Source organism: Perlucidibaca sp. (genome assembly GCF_057084925.1).
This window is the reverse complement of the sequence record NZ_JBXMRC010000031.1, coordinates 1-15,680: the sequence shown is the minus strand read 5'-3', so window position 1 is coordinate 15,680 and position 15,680 is coordinate 1. Positions and strand designations below refer to the sequence as shown.

At 56.7% G+C, this 15,680-nt stretch carries 16 protein-coding genes; 11 read left to right on the top strand and 5 right to left on the bottom strand.

The genetic code is table 11. The features are described 5' to 3' along the window. The first annotated feature begins 9 nt into the window (after positions 1 to 9). From hemF to AC14IB_RS09955, 4 genes are read left to right on the top strand one after another with little or no spacing between them, the layout of a single operon-like run. Entirely contained in the window at positions 10 to 963 is a 954-nt protein-coding gene (hemF, locus tag AC14IB_RS09970; RefSeq protein WP_484231728.1) for an oxygen-dependent coproporphyrinogen oxidase, read from the top strand. Then, on the top strand, positions 956 to 1,783 hold the full coding sequence (gene aroE / locus AC14IB_RS09965) for a shikimate dehydrogenase (RefSeq protein WP_484231727.1): 828 nt from the start codon (positions 956 to 958) through the stop codon (positions 1,781 to 1,783). Before hemF ends, aroE begins: the two co-directional genes overlap by 8 nt. After that, complete coding sequence (locus AC14IB_RS09960; protein ID WP_484231726.1) at positions 1,780 to 3,825, top strand: M3 family metallopeptidase; 2,046 nt, start codon at positions 1,780 to 1,782, stop codon at positions 3,823 to 3,825. The genes aroE and AC14IB_RS09960 overlap by 4 nt, the downstream gene beginning before the upstream one ends. Then, positions 3,822 to 4,022 carry a YheV family putative zinc ribbon protein gene (locus AC14IB_RS09955; RefSeq protein WP_484231725.1) on the top strand — a complete coding sequence of 67 codons (201 nt, stop codon included), beginning with the start codon at positions 3,822 to 3,824 and terminating at the stop codon, positions 4,020 to 4,022. Before AC14IB_RS09960 ends, AC14IB_RS09955 begins: the two co-directional genes overlap by 4 nt. On the opposite strand, the gene AC14IB_RS09950 is transcribed toward AC14IB_RS09955, so the two are convergent. The 3 genes from AC14IB_RS09950 to AC14IB_RS09940 are packed head-to-tail and all read right to left on the bottom strand — an operon-like array spanning position 4,012 to position 6,102. After that, positions 4,012 to 4,803, bottom strand: coding sequence for a metal ABC transporter permease (locus AC14IB_RS09950; protein ID WP_484231724.1), 792 nt, complete (start codon positions 4,801 to 4,803; stop codon positions 4,012 to 4,014). The genes AC14IB_RS09955 and AC14IB_RS09950 overlap by 11 nt on opposite strands. Next, complete coding sequence (locus tag AC14IB_RS09945) at positions 4,796 to 5,569, bottom strand: ATP-binding cassette domain-containing protein (RefSeq protein WP_484231880.1); 774 nt, start codon at positions 5,567 to 5,569, stop codon at positions 4,796 to 4,798. The genes AC14IB_RS09950 and AC14IB_RS09945 overlap by 8 nt, the downstream gene beginning before the upstream one ends. A gap of 2 nt (positions 5,570 to 5,571) precedes the next feature. Continuing rightward, positions 5,572 to 6,102, bottom strand: a complete 531-nt coding sequence (locus tag AC14IB_RS09940) for a Fur family transcriptional regulator (RefSeq protein ID WP_484231879.1) — start codon at positions 6,100 to 6,102, stop codon at positions 5,572 to 5,574. A gap of 101 nt (positions 6,103 to 6,203) precedes the next feature. Between AC14IB_RS09940 and polA the strand changes: the two genes are divergently transcribed. Next, positions 6,204 to 9,005, top strand: coding sequence for a DNA polymerase I (gene polA, locus AC14IB_RS09935; protein WP_484231723.1), 2,802 nt, complete (start codon positions 6,204 to 6,206; stop codon positions 9,003 to 9,005). An 11-nt stretch (positions 9,006 to 9,016) separates the two neighbouring features. On the opposite strand, the gene yihA is transcribed toward polA, so the two are convergent. Beyond that, positions 9,017 to 9,685 (bottom strand): ribosome biogenesis GTP-binding protein YihA/YsxC, encoded by a 669-nt coding sequence (gene yihA, locus AC14IB_RS09930; RefSeq protein ID WP_484231722.1) that lies wholly within the window; start codon positions 9,683 to 9,685, stop codon positions 9,017 to 9,019. A 160-nt stretch (positions 9,686 to 9,845) separates the two neighbouring features. Here yihA and AC14IB_RS09925 point away from each other — a divergent pair, with 160 nt between their 5' ends. The 3 genes from AC14IB_RS09925 to AC14IB_RS09915 all read left to right on the top strand — a co-directional run bounded on the left by AC14IB_RS09925 (position 9,846) and on the right by AC14IB_RS09915 (position 11,554). Next, on the top strand, positions 9,846 to 10,133 hold the full coding sequence (locus AC14IB_RS09925) for a c-type cytochrome (protein WP_484231721.1): 288 nt from the start codon (positions 9,846 to 9,848) through the stop codon (positions 10,131 to 10,133). Between the two features lie 20 nt (positions 10,134 to 10,153). Next, complete coding sequence (locus AC14IB_RS09920; protein WP_484231720.1) at positions 10,154 to 10,810, top strand: c-type cytochrome; 657 nt, start codon at positions 10,154 to 10,156, stop codon at positions 10,808 to 10,810. 135 nt (positions 10,811 to 10,945) lie between these two features. Then, a complete protein-coding gene (locus AC14IB_RS09915; protein WP_484231719.1) occupies positions 10,946 to 11,554 on the top strand; it encodes a thiol:disulfide interchange protein DsbA/DsbL in 609 nt (202 codons plus the stop codon). Here the strand turns inward: AC14IB_RS09915 and fabR are convergent, their stop codons facing one another. Then, positions 11,555 to 12,178 carry an HTH-type transcriptional repressor FabR gene (fabR, locus tag AC14IB_RS09910; protein WP_484231718.1) on the bottom strand — a complete coding sequence of 208 codons (624 nt, stop codon included), beginning with the start codon at positions 12,176 to 12,178 and terminating at the stop codon, positions 11,555 to 11,557. Between the two features lie 207 nt (positions 12,179 to 12,385). Here fabR and AC14IB_RS09905 point away from each other — a divergent pair, with 207 nt between their 5' ends. From AC14IB_RS09905 to AC14IB_RS09895, 3 genes are read left to right on the top strand one after another with little or no spacing between them, the layout of a single operon-like run. Continuing rightward, entirely contained in the window at positions 12,386 to 12,688 is a 303-nt protein-coding gene (locus AC14IB_RS09905; RefSeq protein ID WP_068857673.1) for a hypothetical protein, read from the top strand. Positions 12,689 to 12,740: 52 nt separating this feature from the next. Continuing rightward, positions 12,741 to 14,285: a 2,3-bisphosphoglycerate-independent phosphoglycerate mutase gene (gene gpmI / locus AC14IB_RS09900; RefSeq protein ID WP_484231717.1), complete on the top strand. Its 1,545-nt coding sequence runs from the start codon at positions 12,741 to 12,743 to the stop codon at positions 14,283 to 14,285. 20 nt (positions 14,286 to 14,305) lie between these two features. Next, positions 14,306 to 15,580 (top strand): murein hydrolase activator EnvC family protein, encoded by a 1,275-nt coding sequence (locus tag AC14IB_RS09895; RefSeq protein WP_484231716.1) that lies wholly within the window; start codon positions 14,306 to 14,308, stop codon positions 15,578 to 15,580. Positions 15,581 to 15,680 lie beyond the last annotated feature (100 nt).

The following is a 15,680-nucleotide window of genomic DNA, read 5'->3' as shown; positions in this document are numbered from 1 at the left end:
GGAACGTAAATGAACGCCACACATATTGAGGCTGTAAAAAGCTACTTGATGGAATTGCAGGATCGTATTTGTGCCGCGTTAGCTGAGGTAGATGGCGGAGCATTTCGTGAGGACACGTGGCTTCGTGCAGAAGGCGGTGGTGGCCGCAGTCGCGTGCTCGAAAACGGCGCGGTCATTGAGAAGGGTGGCGTAAATTTTTCACACGTCATGGGTGAAAAAATGCCCGCCTCTGCCACGGCGCATCGGCCGGAATTGGCGGGTCGTAGCTTCCAAGCGATGGGCGTGTCATTGGTGATCCATCCGCGCAATCCGTTTGTGCCGACCTCGCATGCCAATGTGCGATTTTTTATTGCCGAAGCTGAGGGCCAGGAACCGGTTTGGTGGTTCGGTGGCGGTTTCGATTTAACGCCGTATTACGGCAATGACAGTGATTGCCAACACTGGCATGAAACGGCCGCCATGGCGTGTCAGCCGTTTGGCGAAGATGTTTACCCGCGTTTAAAGCAATGGTGCGATGAGTACTTCTACATCAAGCACCGGCAGGAGCCACGCGGTGTGGGCGGACTCTTTTTTGATGATTGGCAGCGCGGCGGTTTCGACTCTGCATTTGCTTTTATGCGTAGCATCGGCGACGCCTACGTGCCCGCTTACCTACCCATTTTGAAACGTCGCAAAGACCAGCCCTATGGTGAGCGCGAGCGCGAGTTTCAGCTCATTCGTCGCGGTCGCTATGTGGAGTTCAATTTGGTTTATGACCGTGGCACGTTGTTTGGCTTACAAACGGGTGGCCGCACCGAATCTATATTGATGTCTCTGCCGTCAGCGGTGAGCTGGCGATATGACTGGCAGCCTGAACCAAGTTCGGCCGAGGCGGCTTTGTATTCACGGTATTTAAAGCCGCGCCCGTGGTGGCCAGCCATTGGATTGGCATTGGATGGCTCAGAGGCCAAATCCCATGACTGATCGTTATGTCGTCATCGGTCACCCGATTGCCCACAGTAAATCGCCCGCGATCCATCAGGCCTTCGCTGCTCAAACGGGGCAGGATCTTCGTTACGACACCCTGTTGTCGCCTTTAGATGACTTCGCTGGCACATGGCAGGCTTTTCGTGCGGCGGGTGGTCGCGGTGCGAATGTCACGGTGCCATTCAAAGAAGAAGCGTGGGCGCTGTGTCAGCAGTTGAGTCATCGCGCGAGGTTGGCGGGCGCGGTCAACACCTTAAGTTTGACGGCTACGGGCGAGTTATTGGGTGATAACACCGATGGCCTGGGCTTAGTACAAGATATCTGTGTCAACGCGGGCTGGTCCCTAGCCAATAAACGCGTTCTGCTATTGGGCGCAGGAGGCGCGGCGCGTGGCGTTATTCAGCCATTGCTTGCAGCGGGCGTGTCGACGTTGTGGATCGCCAATCGCAGTGTGGAAAAGGCACAGACACTGGCCGCACTATTTGCTCAAGAAGGCGCTGTGCAGGCCCTCGCCCTCGCGGATTTATCGCAAGTACATGAGCCGGTGGATGTCATTATCAATGCAACCAGCGCCAGTTTACACGGCGAGCGATTAGTGTTGCCCGGCTCACTGGTTCATGCCGACACCGTGGCCTACGACATGATGTATGGTCGTGACACGGCATTTTTACAGTGGGCGCGAGAGCACGGTGTGCAGCACCGCCGCGATGGCCTCGGCATGTTGGTTGAGCAAGCGGCGGAAGCATTTTTTATTTGGCGAGGCGTAAGGCCTCATACCCAAGAGACTTTACGGGCGTTGCGTCTGGAGTTGAAATGAATATGTTGTTGAATCCGCCGCTGCTTCCGGTCTTTACCGGGCTCACACCTGACTTGGTTGAGCCGGCATTAGATCAGCTATTAGCAGCGCATCGCGAGGCGATTGTGACGTTGGCAGATCAGGCCGCACCGACGTGGCAGTCGCTGGCGGTACCGCTCGAAGCCTTAGACGACAAGCTTAATGCGGCGTGGTCGCCGGTATCGCAGCTTAATGCGGTGATGAACAGCGAGGCCTGGCGCGAGGCTTACAATGCCTGTATCCCCAAACTTTCAGCTTTTGCTACCGAAGTCGGTCAGAACGAAACCTTGTTCCGTGCCTGGCAGGCCTTGCACGACTCTCCCGCGTTCGCTGAGCTTACGGTAGCCCAGCAACGCGCAGTGAAGAATGCCCTGCGTGACTTCCGTATGAGTGGTATTGGTCTGCCAGCAGAGAAAAAACAGCGCTTTGCTGAGGTCACCGAAGGCCTATCGCGCCTAACCGCTAAGTTTGCCGATCAGGTATTGGATGCCACGCAGGCGTGGTCACTGAATGTCACAGAGGCCGAGCAGTTAGCCGGTCTGCCCGACAATGCGATGGCCCTGCTGCAATCCTTGGCGGAAGCCGCCGGCGAGCCCGGCTGGCGCGTGACTTTAGACATGCCTAGCTATATCGCGGTGATGACGCATGCCCGCAACCGCGATTTGCGCGAACAGGTTTATACCGCCTATGCCACCCGAGCCTCGGAGCAAGGCCCGCATGCCAGCCAGTTCGATAACGGCCCGTTGATCACAGAGATTCTGGCCCTGCGTCAGGAGCAGGCCGAACTGCTCGGTTTTGCCCATTACGCCGCGCTCTCGCTGGAGCCGAAAATGGCGGAGTCAGTCGAGCAGGTGCTGGCCTTTTTGCACGATCTGGCCATGAAGGCGCGACCGGGCGCCGAGCGTGATCTCGCCCAGCTGCGTGAGTTTGCCAGCACCGAGCTGGGCATTACCGACCTTCAGCCCTGGGACATGACCTACGCCAGCGAGCAGCTCAAGCAGCAGCGTTACGCCCTGTCGCAGGAAGATCTGAAGCCCTATTTCCCGGCCCCGAAAGTGATAGACGGTCTGTTTGCCGTGGCGCAGCGCCTGTTCGGCATCAGCATCGTGCCGGCCCCGGAGTTGGAGAGCTATCACGCCGATGTCAGCACCTGGGCGCTGGTCGAGCATGGCGAAGTGCGTGCCTATTTCTATCTCGATCTCTATGCTCGCGCCCACAAACGTGGTGGCGCGTGGATGGCCGATGCCCGTGTCCGTCGCCGCCACGCCGATGGTACGCTGCAAAAGCCTATCGCCTTCCTGACCGGCAATTTTAATCCGCCGGTGGCGGGTCGCCCGGCCCTGCTCAGCCACGATGAAGTCACCACGCTATTTCACGAATTCGGCCACGGCATCCATCACATGCTCACGGAAGTCGAGGTCGCGGCGGTGTCCGGCATCAACGGCGTGGCCTGGGATGCCGTCGAGCTGCCCAGCCAGTTCATGGAAAACTGGTGTTGGACGCCGGAAGGTCTGGCGCTGATCTCCAGCCATGTCGATAGCGGCGAGCCCTTGCCGCAGCTCCTGCTCGACCGGCTGTTTGCTGCGCGCAACTTCCAGTCCGGTCTGATGACGCTGCGCCAGCTCGAATTCTCGATCTTCGATCTGGAGATTCATCGTCAGCCCTGCATTGATTTCAGCGGCATGCTGCGCGTGCTGGAGCAGGTACGCGATATCACCAGCGTGCTGCGTCCGCCTCAGTGGAATCGTTTCCCGTGCAGCTTCACGCACATTTTTGCCGGCGGTTATGCGGCCGGCTATTACAGCTACAAATGGGCGGAGGTGCTCTCGGCTGATGCCTTCTCAGCCTTTGAAAAAGAAGGCGTGTTTAATGCCGACACTGGTCGTCGCTTCCGTCAGGCCATCCTCGCGCAAGGCGGCAGCCGACCGGCGGCCGAGCTATTCCGCGAGTTCATGGGGCGTGATCCGTCCGCCGAGGCGCTGCTTCGTCACACCGGGCTGAGCGAAGCTATGGAGGCCGCATGAGCGTTCGCAAGCTCTTTATTGCCGGGGCTAAATGCCCTGGCTGCGAGCTCGAAGACAAGCTTCAGCTCTGTACTGAGGACGGTCGCGAGTGGATTCAGTGCGTACGCTGCGGTTATACCGACACGCGCCCACTCACTGTCACCATGAAGGAGCCGGACGAGCCCGATACAAACGGCGTGGTGCGCTTTACGCCCTGAGCCGCTGCCAGAGCATCAGCACCAGCAATGAGGTGAGGCCAGCCAGCACAATCATCGGAGCTAGCGGCAAATGCGCGGGTACGCCCACACCTACGCCAGCGGCAACGCTGAACATGCCGATGGCGCTGGCACGCAGGGCCATGGCGCCGGGGCTGCGGGCAATAAAGCGCGCCGCCGCCGCCGGAATCACTAGTAGTGCGCTAATCAGCAACACGCCCATGATTTTCGCCCCAGCCGCCACCACGCCCGCCAGCAATAGCATGAGCAAAGGTCGTAAACGCTGCACCGGCCAGCCATCGACCTGTGCCGTGTCTTCGTGGATGGCCAGCGCCACCAGCCCGGACCAGTGCCGCGCCAGCACCAGCATGACCAGCAGCAGGCCGGCGCTGATCGCCAGCAGCTGTGTCCCGGTCAGGTTGAGCAGACTGCCGAACAGATAGTCTTCCAGGCTGTGGCCGTGGCCGTCGTCGCCAAGGGCGGCGGTGAGCACCAGCGCCAGACTCAGGCCGGCATAGGCCATGATGGCCAGCCAGGTATCGGCACCGTGCTCGGGCAGCGTCATCAGCCGGCTCAGCAGCAGCGCCACCAGCAGGCACACGGCCGTCACCGCGATGCCAATCGGGAGGTCCAGCATCAGCGCGATGGCGACACCGAGCAGCGAGGCATGCGCGAGGCTGTCGCCAAAATAGGCCATACGACGCCAAAGCAAGAGTGAGCCCAAAGGTCCCGCTGCCGCTGCCGTTAATAAACCCCCAAGCAAAGGCCACAGCCAGTCAGTCATGTTGGCAGCTCTCGTTGCAACGCGTGGCATCGCCATGCAGGGTGTGATGGTGGTCGTGGTGGTGCGTATAAATCGCTAGGTCGCGACTTTCTCTCACGCCAAACAGGCGCTGGTATTCAGGGTGCTGGCTGACTGCCTCAGGATGCCCTGTGCAGCAGACATGGCCATTTAGGCAAAGCACGCGATCAGTCGCCGCCATGACCACGTGCAGGTCATGCGAGACCATGAGCACGCCACAGTGATAGCGATCACGCAGCGAGGCAATAAGCGAATAGAGCTCCGCTTGGCCAGCCAGATCCACCCCTTGCACCGGCTCGTCGAGCACCAGCAGGTCGGGCTGACGCAACAGGGCTCGCGCCAGTAGCACGCGCTGTAACTCACCTCCCGACAGACTTTGCGCGGGCAGCCGCAGCAGATGCTCGGCACCCACCTCGGCCAGAGCGGAGAGCATGAGTGGCTGGCTAAAAGGCTTTCCTAGCGCTGCCGGCAACGCCAGAAAGTCGGCCACTGTCATGGGCAGATACGGATTTAACTTCAGCGTTTGTGGCAAATAACCCACGCGCAGATTCGGCGCTATCCAGCGTTGGCCGCCGCTGGGCTTGAGCAGGCCAAGCGCGATGCGGATCAGGCAGGATTTGCCAGCGCCATTGGGACCAATGATGGTAAGAATCTCGCCCCGGTGCAGCTTCAAATCAACGCCATCCAGCACCGTACGGCCTTCATGCTGCCAACGTATTTTGTTCAGATCCAGCAGGAGATTACCCACACTCATGACGATTTAGCCTGGCAGTGATGGCAAAGACCACTGAGCTCTAATGCGGATTGCAGCACAGTAAACCCAGCGGCCTCTGTAGAGACGTTGAGCGCCGCCTGCAATGCGGGGTTATGTGTGATTTCTTCGGTATTGCCGCAGTGCTGGCAAATCAGAAAATAGCCGGCATGGGCATCGCCCGGATGGGAGCAGCCGAGAAAGGCATTGAGGCTGGCGAGGCGATGAATCAGGCGATTTTCCAGCAAGAAATCGAGCGCACGGTAGATCGTCGGTGGCGCCGGCTTATGGCCTTCCTGAGTGAGCTGATCGAGTAGCTCGTAAGCGCCCAGCGGCTTGTGGCTGACCCAAATTAGTTCCAGCACGCGCCGGCGCAGCGGCGTCAGGCGAGTTCCGTTGGCCTCGCAGACGGCATCGGCCTGGGCCAGCGCACTACGAATGCATTGTGCATGGTCGTGACCGAGCACAGGCCGGCGGCTGAGCGCGGCGGCATCGGGCGATAAAGGCGTAACACGCGTGAGGCGAGCCATGGCGACCTGAAAATGCGTGGCAGACTGCGCAGGCAGGCCACCGAAAAGGGATTGCAACAGTGTAACATAACGATTGAATTTCACGGCTTTGAGCATTTCGCATGAGCGCGCGCGCCCCGTTGGTCCTTGTTGATGGTTCCTCCTACTTATATCGCGCCTATCACGCCTTGCCGCCGCTGATGACGCGCACCGGCCAGCCCACGGGTGCGATCAAGGGCGTGGTCAACATGCTGCGCAGCCTGCTCAAGCAGGTGCATCCCAGCCATGTTGCGGTCATTTTCGACGCGCCCGGCAAGACCTTTCGCGATGACATCTTTCCCGAATACAAGGCACACCGCCCGCCCATGCCCGATGACATGCGCGCGCAGATCGCGCCGCTGCATGCGCTGGTGAAGGCGCTCGGCCTGCCGCTGATCTGCGAGCCCGGCGTCGAGGCCGATGATGTCATCGGCACGCTGGCGCAACAGGGTGCGGCGGCCGGCTGGCCGGTGCTGGTGTCTACCGGCGACAAGGACATCGCGCAGCTGGTCAATAGTCAGATTACCTTGGTCAACACCATGACCAGCGTGGTCATGGATGAAGCCGGTGTGCTCAACAAGTTTGGCGTTCGCCCGGATCAGATCATCGACTACCTCATGCTCGTCGGTGACAGCTCCGACGGCATCCCCGGCGTGCCCGGTGTCGGCCCCAAGACGGCAGTGAAATGGCTGACGCAGTACGACACACTGGCCAACATCGAGGCCCACGCCGCCGGGATCAAAGGCAAGGTCGGCGAGAATTTCCGCGCGCATATGGCCATGCTTGAAATGACCCGTGCGTTGGTCACCATCAAGTGCGATGTCACACTTTCCGTTACACCCGAGCAACTGGCCTTGTCGGCGCCTGATACCGCTGTCTTGCGTGAGCTCTATGAGCAGTTGGAGTTTAGAAGTTGGGCCAATGAATTAGCAGCGTCGCCAATCGGTGCTGCCGTTCCGGGCGCAACGAGCTGGTCGCAACGTAGTTCAGATGAGTCTCCGCGCCCAGCCTATTCGCCAGCGTTTACGTTAACGAGCGGTGCCAGTGCTGAGCCTGAAAAGCCCGTCGCTTTACCGATGGCGGAAACCACGACGGTGGTGGTGAGCACGGAGTCGGAGCTCGCAGCATTAATTGCCGCGCTGAGCACGGTCGACAACTTTGCCTTCGATACCGAAACCACCAGCCTGGATTATATGCAGGCGCAAATTGTTGGCCTGTCGTTTGCGATTAAACCGGGTCACGCCTGGTATGTGCCGGTGGCTCACTGCTATGCCGATGCGCCCGCACAGCTGTCCCGTGAGCAGGTGCTGCAAGCGCTCAAGCCGCTGCTCGAAGCCGCCAAGCCGGGCAAGCTCATGCAGCACGCTAAATACGATATGCATGTGCTGGCAAATCATGGCATTGACCTTCAAGGCGTGGTTTTTGACACCATGCTGGCCTCGTATGTTCTGGATGCCACGGCCACCCGCCACAACCTCGGTGATCTTGCGAAGTACTACCTCGGGCGCGACTCCATTAGTTTTGAGGCCATCGCCGGTAAAGGTGTGAAGCAGGTTGGTTTTGATCAAATTCATATTGAGCAGGCTGCGCCCTATGCTGGCGAAGATGCTGACCTGACCCTGCAATTGGCGACCCTGCTGGCGGCTGAGCTGGCAAAAATCCCCGCGCTGGACACGTTGTTGCGAGAGCTGGAGTTGCCCACGCAGCGCGTATTGCAACAGATGGAGCGCTTCGGTACCCGCATTGATCCCGCCCCGCTAAAGCTGCAATCACTCACGCTGGCTTCACGCCTTCATTGGCTCGAGCAGCAGGCCTACGAAATAGCCGGTGAGGAATTTAATCTCGGCTCACCGAAACAGCTCGGTCTGATTTTATTTGAAAAATTAGGCATTCCCGGTGGCAAGAAAACCGCCACGGGCCAGTACTCCACGGCGGAGGATGTACTGGAGCAACTAGACCATGATTTGCCCCGACTCCTGCTCGAGCATCGCAGCCTGTCTAAGCTGAAATCGACCTATACCGACAAACTGCCCGAAATGATTCAGCCCAGCACGGGTCGGGTGCACACGTCCTATCATCAAGCCGTGGCCTCGACGGGCCGGCTGTCGTCTTCCGACCCGAACTTACAAAATATTCCGATTCGCACGGAGGAAGGACGACGCATCCGTCAGGCCTTTGTAGCCAGCCCCGGCTATGTGCTGATGGCCGCCGACTACTCGCAGATTGAGCTACGTATCATGGCGCATTTGTCTGGCGACGAAGGCTTGCTACGAGCCTTCCGTGAGGGCATCGATGTGCATCGTGCTACGGCAGCGGAGGTCTTGGGCATTGCTGTCGAGGACGTGACTCACGAGCAGCGTCGAGCGGCCAAGGCGGTGAACTTTGGTTTGATCTATGGCATGTCCGCTTTTGGCTTGGCGAAGCAGCTCAATATTTCCCGAGCCGATGCACAGGACTATATCGGTCGATATTTTGCGCGTTACCCCGGCGTGCAGGACTACATGGAGCGCACACGCGAGCAGGCGGCCAAACACGGCTATGTAGAAACCCTTTATGGTCGTCGCCTGATGCTGAAGGAAATCAATTCGAGCAAGGCAGTCATGCGCCAAGCCGCTGAGCGCGCGGCCATTAACGCGCCCATGCAAGGAACCGCCGCCGATATTGTTAAGCGGGCGATGTTGCGTGTGCAGGCTGCGTTAGCCACAGAAGGCTGTGATGCCAAGCTCATCATGCAAGTGCACGATGAATTGGTGTTGGAAGTTCGTGAAGCGCAGGTGGACAAGGTCACGGCCTTGTTACACCGAGAAATGCCTGCGGCCGGTGATCTGGCCGTGCCCCTAGAGGTGCAAATTGGCGTGGGCAAAAACTGGGATGAAGCGCACTAAGGCGCCCGTGGTTAATCTGCGGAAATGATCTCGTCGCCTTCCGATGGTGCAACGTCGGAGGGTAGTGGCATCTCTAGCCAGTCGGCCAGTTTCAAACCCGCCTCCTCAATACCCAATCGGCTGACTGAAGAAAACAGTTGGATGCTGGCATCAAAACCGAGTGCGGTCAGGCCACGGCGGACTTCCTGCAAGGCATTCATGGCCGGGCCTCGATTCAGTTTGTCGGCTTTCGTGAGCAGGATATGAACGGGCAGTGGCCGCTCCTGAGCCCATGTCAGCATGTGACGGTCAAACTCCATGAGCGGATGACGAATGTCCATCAGCAGAATGAGGCCGCGTAAACACAGCCGTTCGCGTAGGTAATGACTGAGATGGCGCTGCCACTCCAGTTTCATTTTCTCCGGCACTTTGGCGTAGCCATAACCAGGCAAATCCACTAAGCGGCGTTCTTCATCGAGTTCAAAAAAATTGATGAGCTGAGTCCTGCCCGGCGTTTTAGACGCGCGAGCCAGTTGGCGCTGTCGAGTCAGGCAGTTAATCGCACTGGACTTGCCGGCATTTGAGCGCCCTGCGAAGGCAACTTCGTGGCCGATATTGGGCGGGCACAAGGCGAGTGTGGGCGCACTGATCTGAAATTGCGCTTGCGCAAGTTTGCCTAGAATGTGTTCAGCGTCCGTCATGGTTCACGCTCAGCCATAAAAGCGGATAGTTTATAGGGCTACACCGCGTATGGGCACTGCGTTATACTGCCAACACGAACTCTTTGCACCTGAGTACAGCGAATTAGCGTACTGAGATGCATCTGTTGCATCCCTGTGGAGCGGCTATGTGGAGCTTGTCATGAAAAAGTTTCTGCTGATGTGTTGCGTTTCGTTTGTCGCGCTGACGGCTCAAGCAGCCACGACGGAACAGCGTTATGTGCAAGCCTGTGCCAGTTGCCACAATGCGGGAGTTATGGGCGCGCCGAAAAAAGGCGATGCTAACGCGTGGGGTGTGCGCTTGAAACAAGGTGACGCTGTGCTCTTGGCGCGCGTGAAAAATGGTTACAAAATGATGCCGCCTAAAGGTCTGTGCAATGACTGCACCGATGCTGAGTTCAAAGCGCTCATCAAATTCATGTCTAAGTAAGTTTGATCGGAACAGTTCTTATGAAGAAGTTTCTTGCAACGGTTGTACTGTCATTTAGCGCTGCATCAATAGCACAAGCAGCCGTAGTAATGCCCAAGGGCGATGCGGCTGCCGGTCAAGGCAAGGCCGCGGTCTGTGCCGCTTGCCACGGTGCCGATGGCAACAGTGCTGCTCCGACCTTCCCAAAGCTGGCTGGGCAAAACGCCAAATACATCTACAAGCAGCTACAAGACTTTAAAACCATGCGCCGCAATAACGCCATGATGTTGGGTTTTGCCAGCGCACTTAGCGACCAAGACATGGCTGATTTGGCGGTTTATTTCTCTGAGCAGAAGCTTGCCGGTGGCGCTGCTAAGCCAGAATTAGTCGCGCTTGGTCAAAAGCTCTACCGCGGTGGTAATAAGAATGTGGGTTTGGCCCCCTGCTCTGGCTGCCATGGTCCAGCGGGTTTGGGTAACACCTATGCCGCATTCCCGCGCATTGGTGGTCAACATGCTGATTACACGAAGGCCCAGTTAATGGCGTTTCGTGCCGCTGGTCGTGATGACAACACTGACATGAAGCGCGGAAATGATGGTGCCAAAGCAGGTGAAATGGGTCCGATGCAAATGATTGCAGCGAAGCTCTCAGATAAAGACATTGACGCGTTAGCATCCTATATCCAGGGTCTTCGTTAATTTTCTAAACCATGAATAAGCCCCGCGAATGCGGGGTTTTTTCTGCGAGAAATTTTCTTAGTATGTAGTGCGTCATCCACCTGTATTGTGTGGCGTTAAATAGCAGCATCTATGAACTGTTTAAGGAATAAAAAAATGAAGAAATGGTTGTTAGTGGCGTGTTTGGCGTTTTTACCAGCATGGGCCGTTGCCTCTACCTTAGTGGAGGGTAAAGATTACAAAGTGCTCTCGAATCCCGGCGTTGCCCCTGCAAAAGGCCAATTCGAGGTTGTCGAATTTTTTTGGTACGGCTGCCCACATTGCTATTCCTTAGAGCCTCACGTGGCGTCATGGGTTAAAACCAAGCCAGCCAATGTGAAGTTTTCGCGCGTTCCTGCGGCGTTGAACCCCATTTGGGAAGCAAATGCCCGTGGCTACTATGTGGCTGAAGCATCGGGTGTTTTAGAGGCTAGCCACATGGCCTTGTTTGAAGCTATCCAAGTGCGCAAAGAGCGTTTGTTTGATCAGGCCAGCCTGGCGGCGTTCTATGCGCGCTATGGCGTTAAGCCGGCGAACTTCAATAGCCTTTATCAATCCTTTGCAGTGAGTGCGCGTGTTGCACAGTCTCGTAACTTGGCGATTCGTTACCAGCTCAGTGGCGTTCCCGCCATGGTGGTGAACGGCAAATACCTCGTTAGCGGTGATTCAGCGCGTGTGATTGAGGTGGTGAAAGCCTTGATCGAGCGTGAGCGCAAAGCCAAGTAACTAGGTTGTATTCTTCTCGGGGCGCCATTCCAGCGCCCCGAGCATGATTAAACGTAACTGTTTAGTTGTTCGCTGTACCAGCACTTCTTCTGTTTCTTCGTTGGGCATGGCCAGTAAGTCCAACGCTAAGTGAATCACGGTATTCACAACCAGGTCCGCCAGCATCGCCAAGTCTTCGACCGGGAAACGATGAAATGCGGGCCAGTTCTTCAAGTCAGCCGCTAACTCCGCAACAAACAGACGAATTTCTGCATGAATGGCTTGGCGAACCGCCGGCGGCCCGCCAGCACGCTCGCGCGCTAAGAATTCAAAATAAAGCGGCTGTTCGCGAATAAAAACGACTAATGCTTGGACGGATTCTAAGATCGCGGCACCGCCCTGGGCGCTGAGGCGAACCTTGCGCATCATACGGCGCAAGGTTTGGCATGACTCGGCAGCGATATTGAGACCTAGCGCTTCCATATCGGGAAAATGTCGGTAAAACCCAGTGGGTACAAGTCCAGCCTGACGAGCCACCTCACGTAAGCTGAGTCCAGAAAAGCCTGCTCCTTCATGCATCAGGGTGAGTGCAGCCTCAATCAGCGCGTGGCGGGTTTGTAGTTTTTTTTCTTCGCGTAATGCCATGTGCAGCAGTCCATAGAGCGAGAGTGCATTTTAGCACCAGAGCGAAATGGCAACTAAGGTTTGCCTTAGCGGCGCCAGCTAAGTGAACGATTGTATATTTAATGCAGACTTTAGCCATCTGCCTAGCGCGGATATTCGATCTGCGATAGCTGTACCGCGCTAATAAACACGGTAAAGTCATGCACTACGCTATTCAGGAGTCATCTCATGTCCTTATTAACTCGCATCGAAGCCCTTAAAGACCTCGTTCAAGAGGCTGTGGATAAAGGCGCAACCACCGTCGAGCAGATTCATCAAACGATTGCCGCGATGCCGCTTGATGCCCTTGAGAAGCGCGGTTTGTTAACCGATAAAACCACAGGGTTACGCGAAACTCAGGCAGCGACCATCGGTACGGTCTACGACGCCATTCGCCGAATTAATCAGGAAGTGGGTGAACTGGCCTCGGGCTTGATTGAAACCATCGAAGATCAGATCGCTGCTCAAAAGAACATCGGCAAAAAGTCCTGATAAACTTGCACGTTGGGTTTAGTCGTCTTTTTAGCTAATGGGAGCACTCGTCGTGCCGCGCAAACCGCATCTGTTAATTATTTTGGATGGTTTTGGTCATAGCGAAAGCAGTGACTCGAATGCGATTCGCGCCGCCAACATGCCCCATTGGCAAGCACTGCTGGCCTCCTGCCCGAATGGCCTCATCTCCGGCTCCGGTGAAGATGTGGGTCTGCCCGATGGCCAGATGGGTAATTCAGAAGTCGGTCATATGAACCTAGGCGCTGGCCGTGTGGTGTATCAGGACTTCACGCGCATCACTAAAGCGATTCGCGACGGCGAGTTTGCGACTAACCCCGTTATTGCGGGTGCCGTTGCAAAAGCCGTTAGCCACGGTAAAGCGGTTCACATTCTGGGCTTGTTATCGCCCGGCGGTGTGCACTCGCATGAAGATCATCTCCACGCCATGGTCGATGCGGCGATTGCTCAGGGGGCGCAACGTGTTTACGTGCATGCCTTCCTCGATGGTCGAGATACCCCGCCGCGTTCGGCCGAGCCATCTCTGGTAGCCATGGAGCAGCACCTGCGCGCCACGGGTAAAGGTCGTGTCGCAACGATTATTGGCCGTTACTACGCCATGGATCGTGACAACCGTTGGGATCGCGTCGAGTCAGCCTACCGCCTATTAACCGAAGGTAAGGCGGAGCGAACGTGCGCAACGGCTGTAGAGGCCTTGCATGCCTCTTATGCGGCGGATGTAAGCGATGAGTTTGTGGCGGCGAGTGTGATTGCGGGCGCAAATGAAACGGCGGCAACCATTGATGATGGCGACGCCGTTATCTTTATGAATTTCCGCGCTGATCGTGCGCGTGAAATCACTAAAGCCTTTGTAGACCAAGACTTCAAAGGCTTTACGCGAGTGAAAACGCCGGTGCTGGCGGATTTCGTCATGCTGACTGAATACAGCGCAGCCATTAAAGCGCCGGTAGCGTACCGTCCGACGTCGCTGGTGAACTCCTTAGGGGAATATTTGGCGAGTCTTGGCAAAACCCAGCTACGCATTGCCGAGACGGAAAAGTACGCCCATGTCACCTTCTTCTTTAGTGGCGGCCGAGAAGAGCCCTATGACGGCGAAACGCGTATTCTGGTGCCCTCGCCCAATGTCGCGACCTACGATTTGCAACCGGAAATGAGCGCAGCCGAAGTGACGGATAAATTAGTCGCAGCGATTGCCAGTGGCGACCATGACGTCCTTATTTGTAACTATGCGAATGGCGACATGGTTGGCCATACCGGCGATTTCGATGCGGCCGTAAAAGCGTGCGAAACACTAGACCAATGCGTGGGTCGTTTAGCAGAGGCCGTGCGTGCAGCGGGTGGCGATATGTTAATTACCGCTGACCACGGCAATGTGGAGCAAATGCGCGATAGCGAAACTGGTCAAGCGCATACCGCGCATACTTGCGAATTAGTGCCCTTTGTCTACCTCGGCCAGCGTCATGGCGTTGAGATTGCCTCAGGCGGGGTTTTGTCTGACGTTGCACCGACTTTGTTACATTTGATGGGCCTGCCACAGCCTGTCGAAATGACCGGCCGTAATCTTGTGGTAACGGTCTGACCCAGCATTAAGGATGTTCCATGCGGTTTTTTTCCATACCAGCGTTAGTTTTTGCGCTCAGTTGTAGTTTGTCTTTGACGGCTTGGGCCGAATCCACAGGCCAGCTACGCGCACAAGCACAGTCAGCTAAGTCAGACTTGGCCTCAGTGCAGCGTGAAATCAAAACGGCGCAGAAAAAATTGCGTCTTACGCAGGCTGAGCGCAATAAGCAGCTTGCTGCATTGCAAAAAGCGCAACTCCAAATTAATTCGTTGGAAAAGTCGCTGGCGGCAAGCGCAAAGGAAAAGCGTCAGCGCGAAGATCGAATGGTGGTGTTGAAGCAGCGCCAAACCGAGTTATCCGCGGCCAAGCGCGCCCAGTTGGCGCAGCTGAAAGAGGATGTACAGCAATCGTATCGTGCCGGGCACGATGACTATTTCAAGTTGCTGTTGAATCAAGAAAATCCTGCCCTGTTTGCGCGGCAATTGCGCTATTTCAATTATTTACAGAAGGCACGAACTGAGCGTATCACCGAGCTGGATGGGACATTGACCGAGCTAGCAGCCCTTCAGGTAGAGGAGAAAGAGCAGATTGCGCGTCTTGAAGAGCTGGGGATCAAATTGACCCAGGAGCAAGCGCAATTGAATGTGGCAAAAGAGCAACGCTCGGCTGCACTCAAAATTTTGAATAGTGAAATTAGGCAACAGGATAAAAATTTAAAGTCCTTGAAGCAGGACCAGGCGGCGCTGCAATCGTTGATGAGACGACTAGAGCGGGTGGCGCGTGAGCAGGAGCGTCAAGAATTGCAACGCCGCCGCAATGAAGAGCGCGCTGCGAAGGAAGCGAACAAAGGCTCCAATAAGGTCGTTAAGCCGGCACCGGCGGAAAAGGAAAAAGAAACGGTTTGGAGCCAAGAGCCAGACTATGCCTCGCCGTATCGTGGCAACTGCAGCTTGCCAGCCTCGGGCGGCATTCGCGCCCAATTTGGATCGGCGCGAGGTGGTGGCCTGCGTTGGAACGGTATTGTTATTGCCGCACCCGCGGGCGCACCGGTTAAGGCCGTTAAGTCAGGCAAAGTACTTTATGCCGATTTCCTGCGCGGCTACGGCAAGCTGGTGATCCTCGATCATGGCAAGGGTTTTATGTCGCTCTATGGCTATAACCAGAGCCTGCAAGTCCAAGTGGGTGACAGTGTGTCGGCCGGCGAGGTTCTAGCTTCGGTGGGCTCAGGCACTGGCGATACGGAATCTGGCCTGTACTTCGAAACCCGTCTGCGCGGTCGTCCGAGTCAGCCGGGGAACTGGTGTAATTATTGATCATCAGTGCCAGGTTGGGCGGGAAACTGTTTTCTGCGGGCTAAGATGCCCGCTGAAAACAGTTTCCCACCCACCGTATTGCTGCTGCGAGTTTTAGAGA

What these genes read in the sequence shown, in the direction of transcription:
- hemF (WP_484231728.1), top strand. Translation starts at nt 10, where the DNA reads ATGAACGCCACACATATTGAGGCTGTAAAAAGCTACTTGATGGAATTG.
- aroE (WP_484231727.1), top strand. Translation starts at nt 956, where the DNA reads ATGACTGATCGTTATGTCGTCATCGGTCACCCGATTGCCCACAGTAAA.
- AC14IB_RS09960 (WP_484231726.1), top strand. Translation starts at nt 1,780, where the DNA reads ATGAATATGTTGTTGAATCCGCCGCTGCTTCCGGTCTTTACCGGGCTC.
- AC14IB_RS09955 (WP_484231725.1), top strand. Translation starts at nt 3,822, where the DNA reads ATGAGCGTTCGCAAGCTCTTTATTGCCGGGGCTAAATGCCCTGGCTGC.
- AC14IB_RS09950 (WP_484231724.1), bottom strand. Translation starts at nt 4,803, where the DNA reads ATGACTGACTGGCTGTGGCCTTTGCTTGGGGGTTTATTAACGGCAGCG.
- AC14IB_RS09940 (WP_484231879.1), bottom strand. Translation starts at nt 6,102, where the DNA reads ATGGCTCGCCTCACGCGTGTTACGCCTTTATCGCCCGATGCCGCCGCG.
- polA (WP_484231723.1), top strand. Translation starts at nt 6,204, where the DNA reads ATGAGCGCGCGCGCCCCGTTGGTCCTTGTTGATGGTTCCTCCTACTTA.
- yihA (WP_484231722.1), bottom strand. Translation starts at nt 9,685, where the DNA reads ATGACGGACGCTGAACACATTCTAGGCAAACTTGCGCAAGCGCAATTT.
- AC14IB_RS09925 (WP_484231721.1), top strand. Translation starts at nt 9,846, where the DNA reads ATGAAAAAGTTTCTGCTGATGTGTTGCGTTTCGTTTGTCGCGCTGACG.
- AC14IB_RS09920 (WP_484231720.1), top strand. Translation starts at nt 10,154, where the DNA reads ATGAAGAAGTTTCTTGCAACGGTTGTACTGTCATTTAGCGCTGCATCA.
- AC14IB_RS09915 (WP_484231719.1), top strand. Translation starts at nt 10,946, where the DNA reads ATGAAGAAATGGTTGTTAGTGGCGTGTTTGGCGTTTTTACCAGCATGG.
- fabR (WP_484231718.1), bottom strand. Translation starts at nt 12,178, where the DNA reads ATGGCATTACGCGAAGAAAAAAAACTACAAACCCGCCACGCGCTGATT.
- AC14IB_RS09905 (WP_068857673.1), top strand. Translation starts at nt 12,386, where the DNA reads ATGTCCTTATTAACTCGCATCGAAGCCCTTAAAGACCTCGTTCAAGAG.
- AC14IB_RS09895 (WP_484231716.1), top strand. Translation starts at nt 14,306, where the DNA reads ATGCGGTTTTTTTCCATACCAGCGTTAGTTTTTGCGCTCAGTTGTAGT.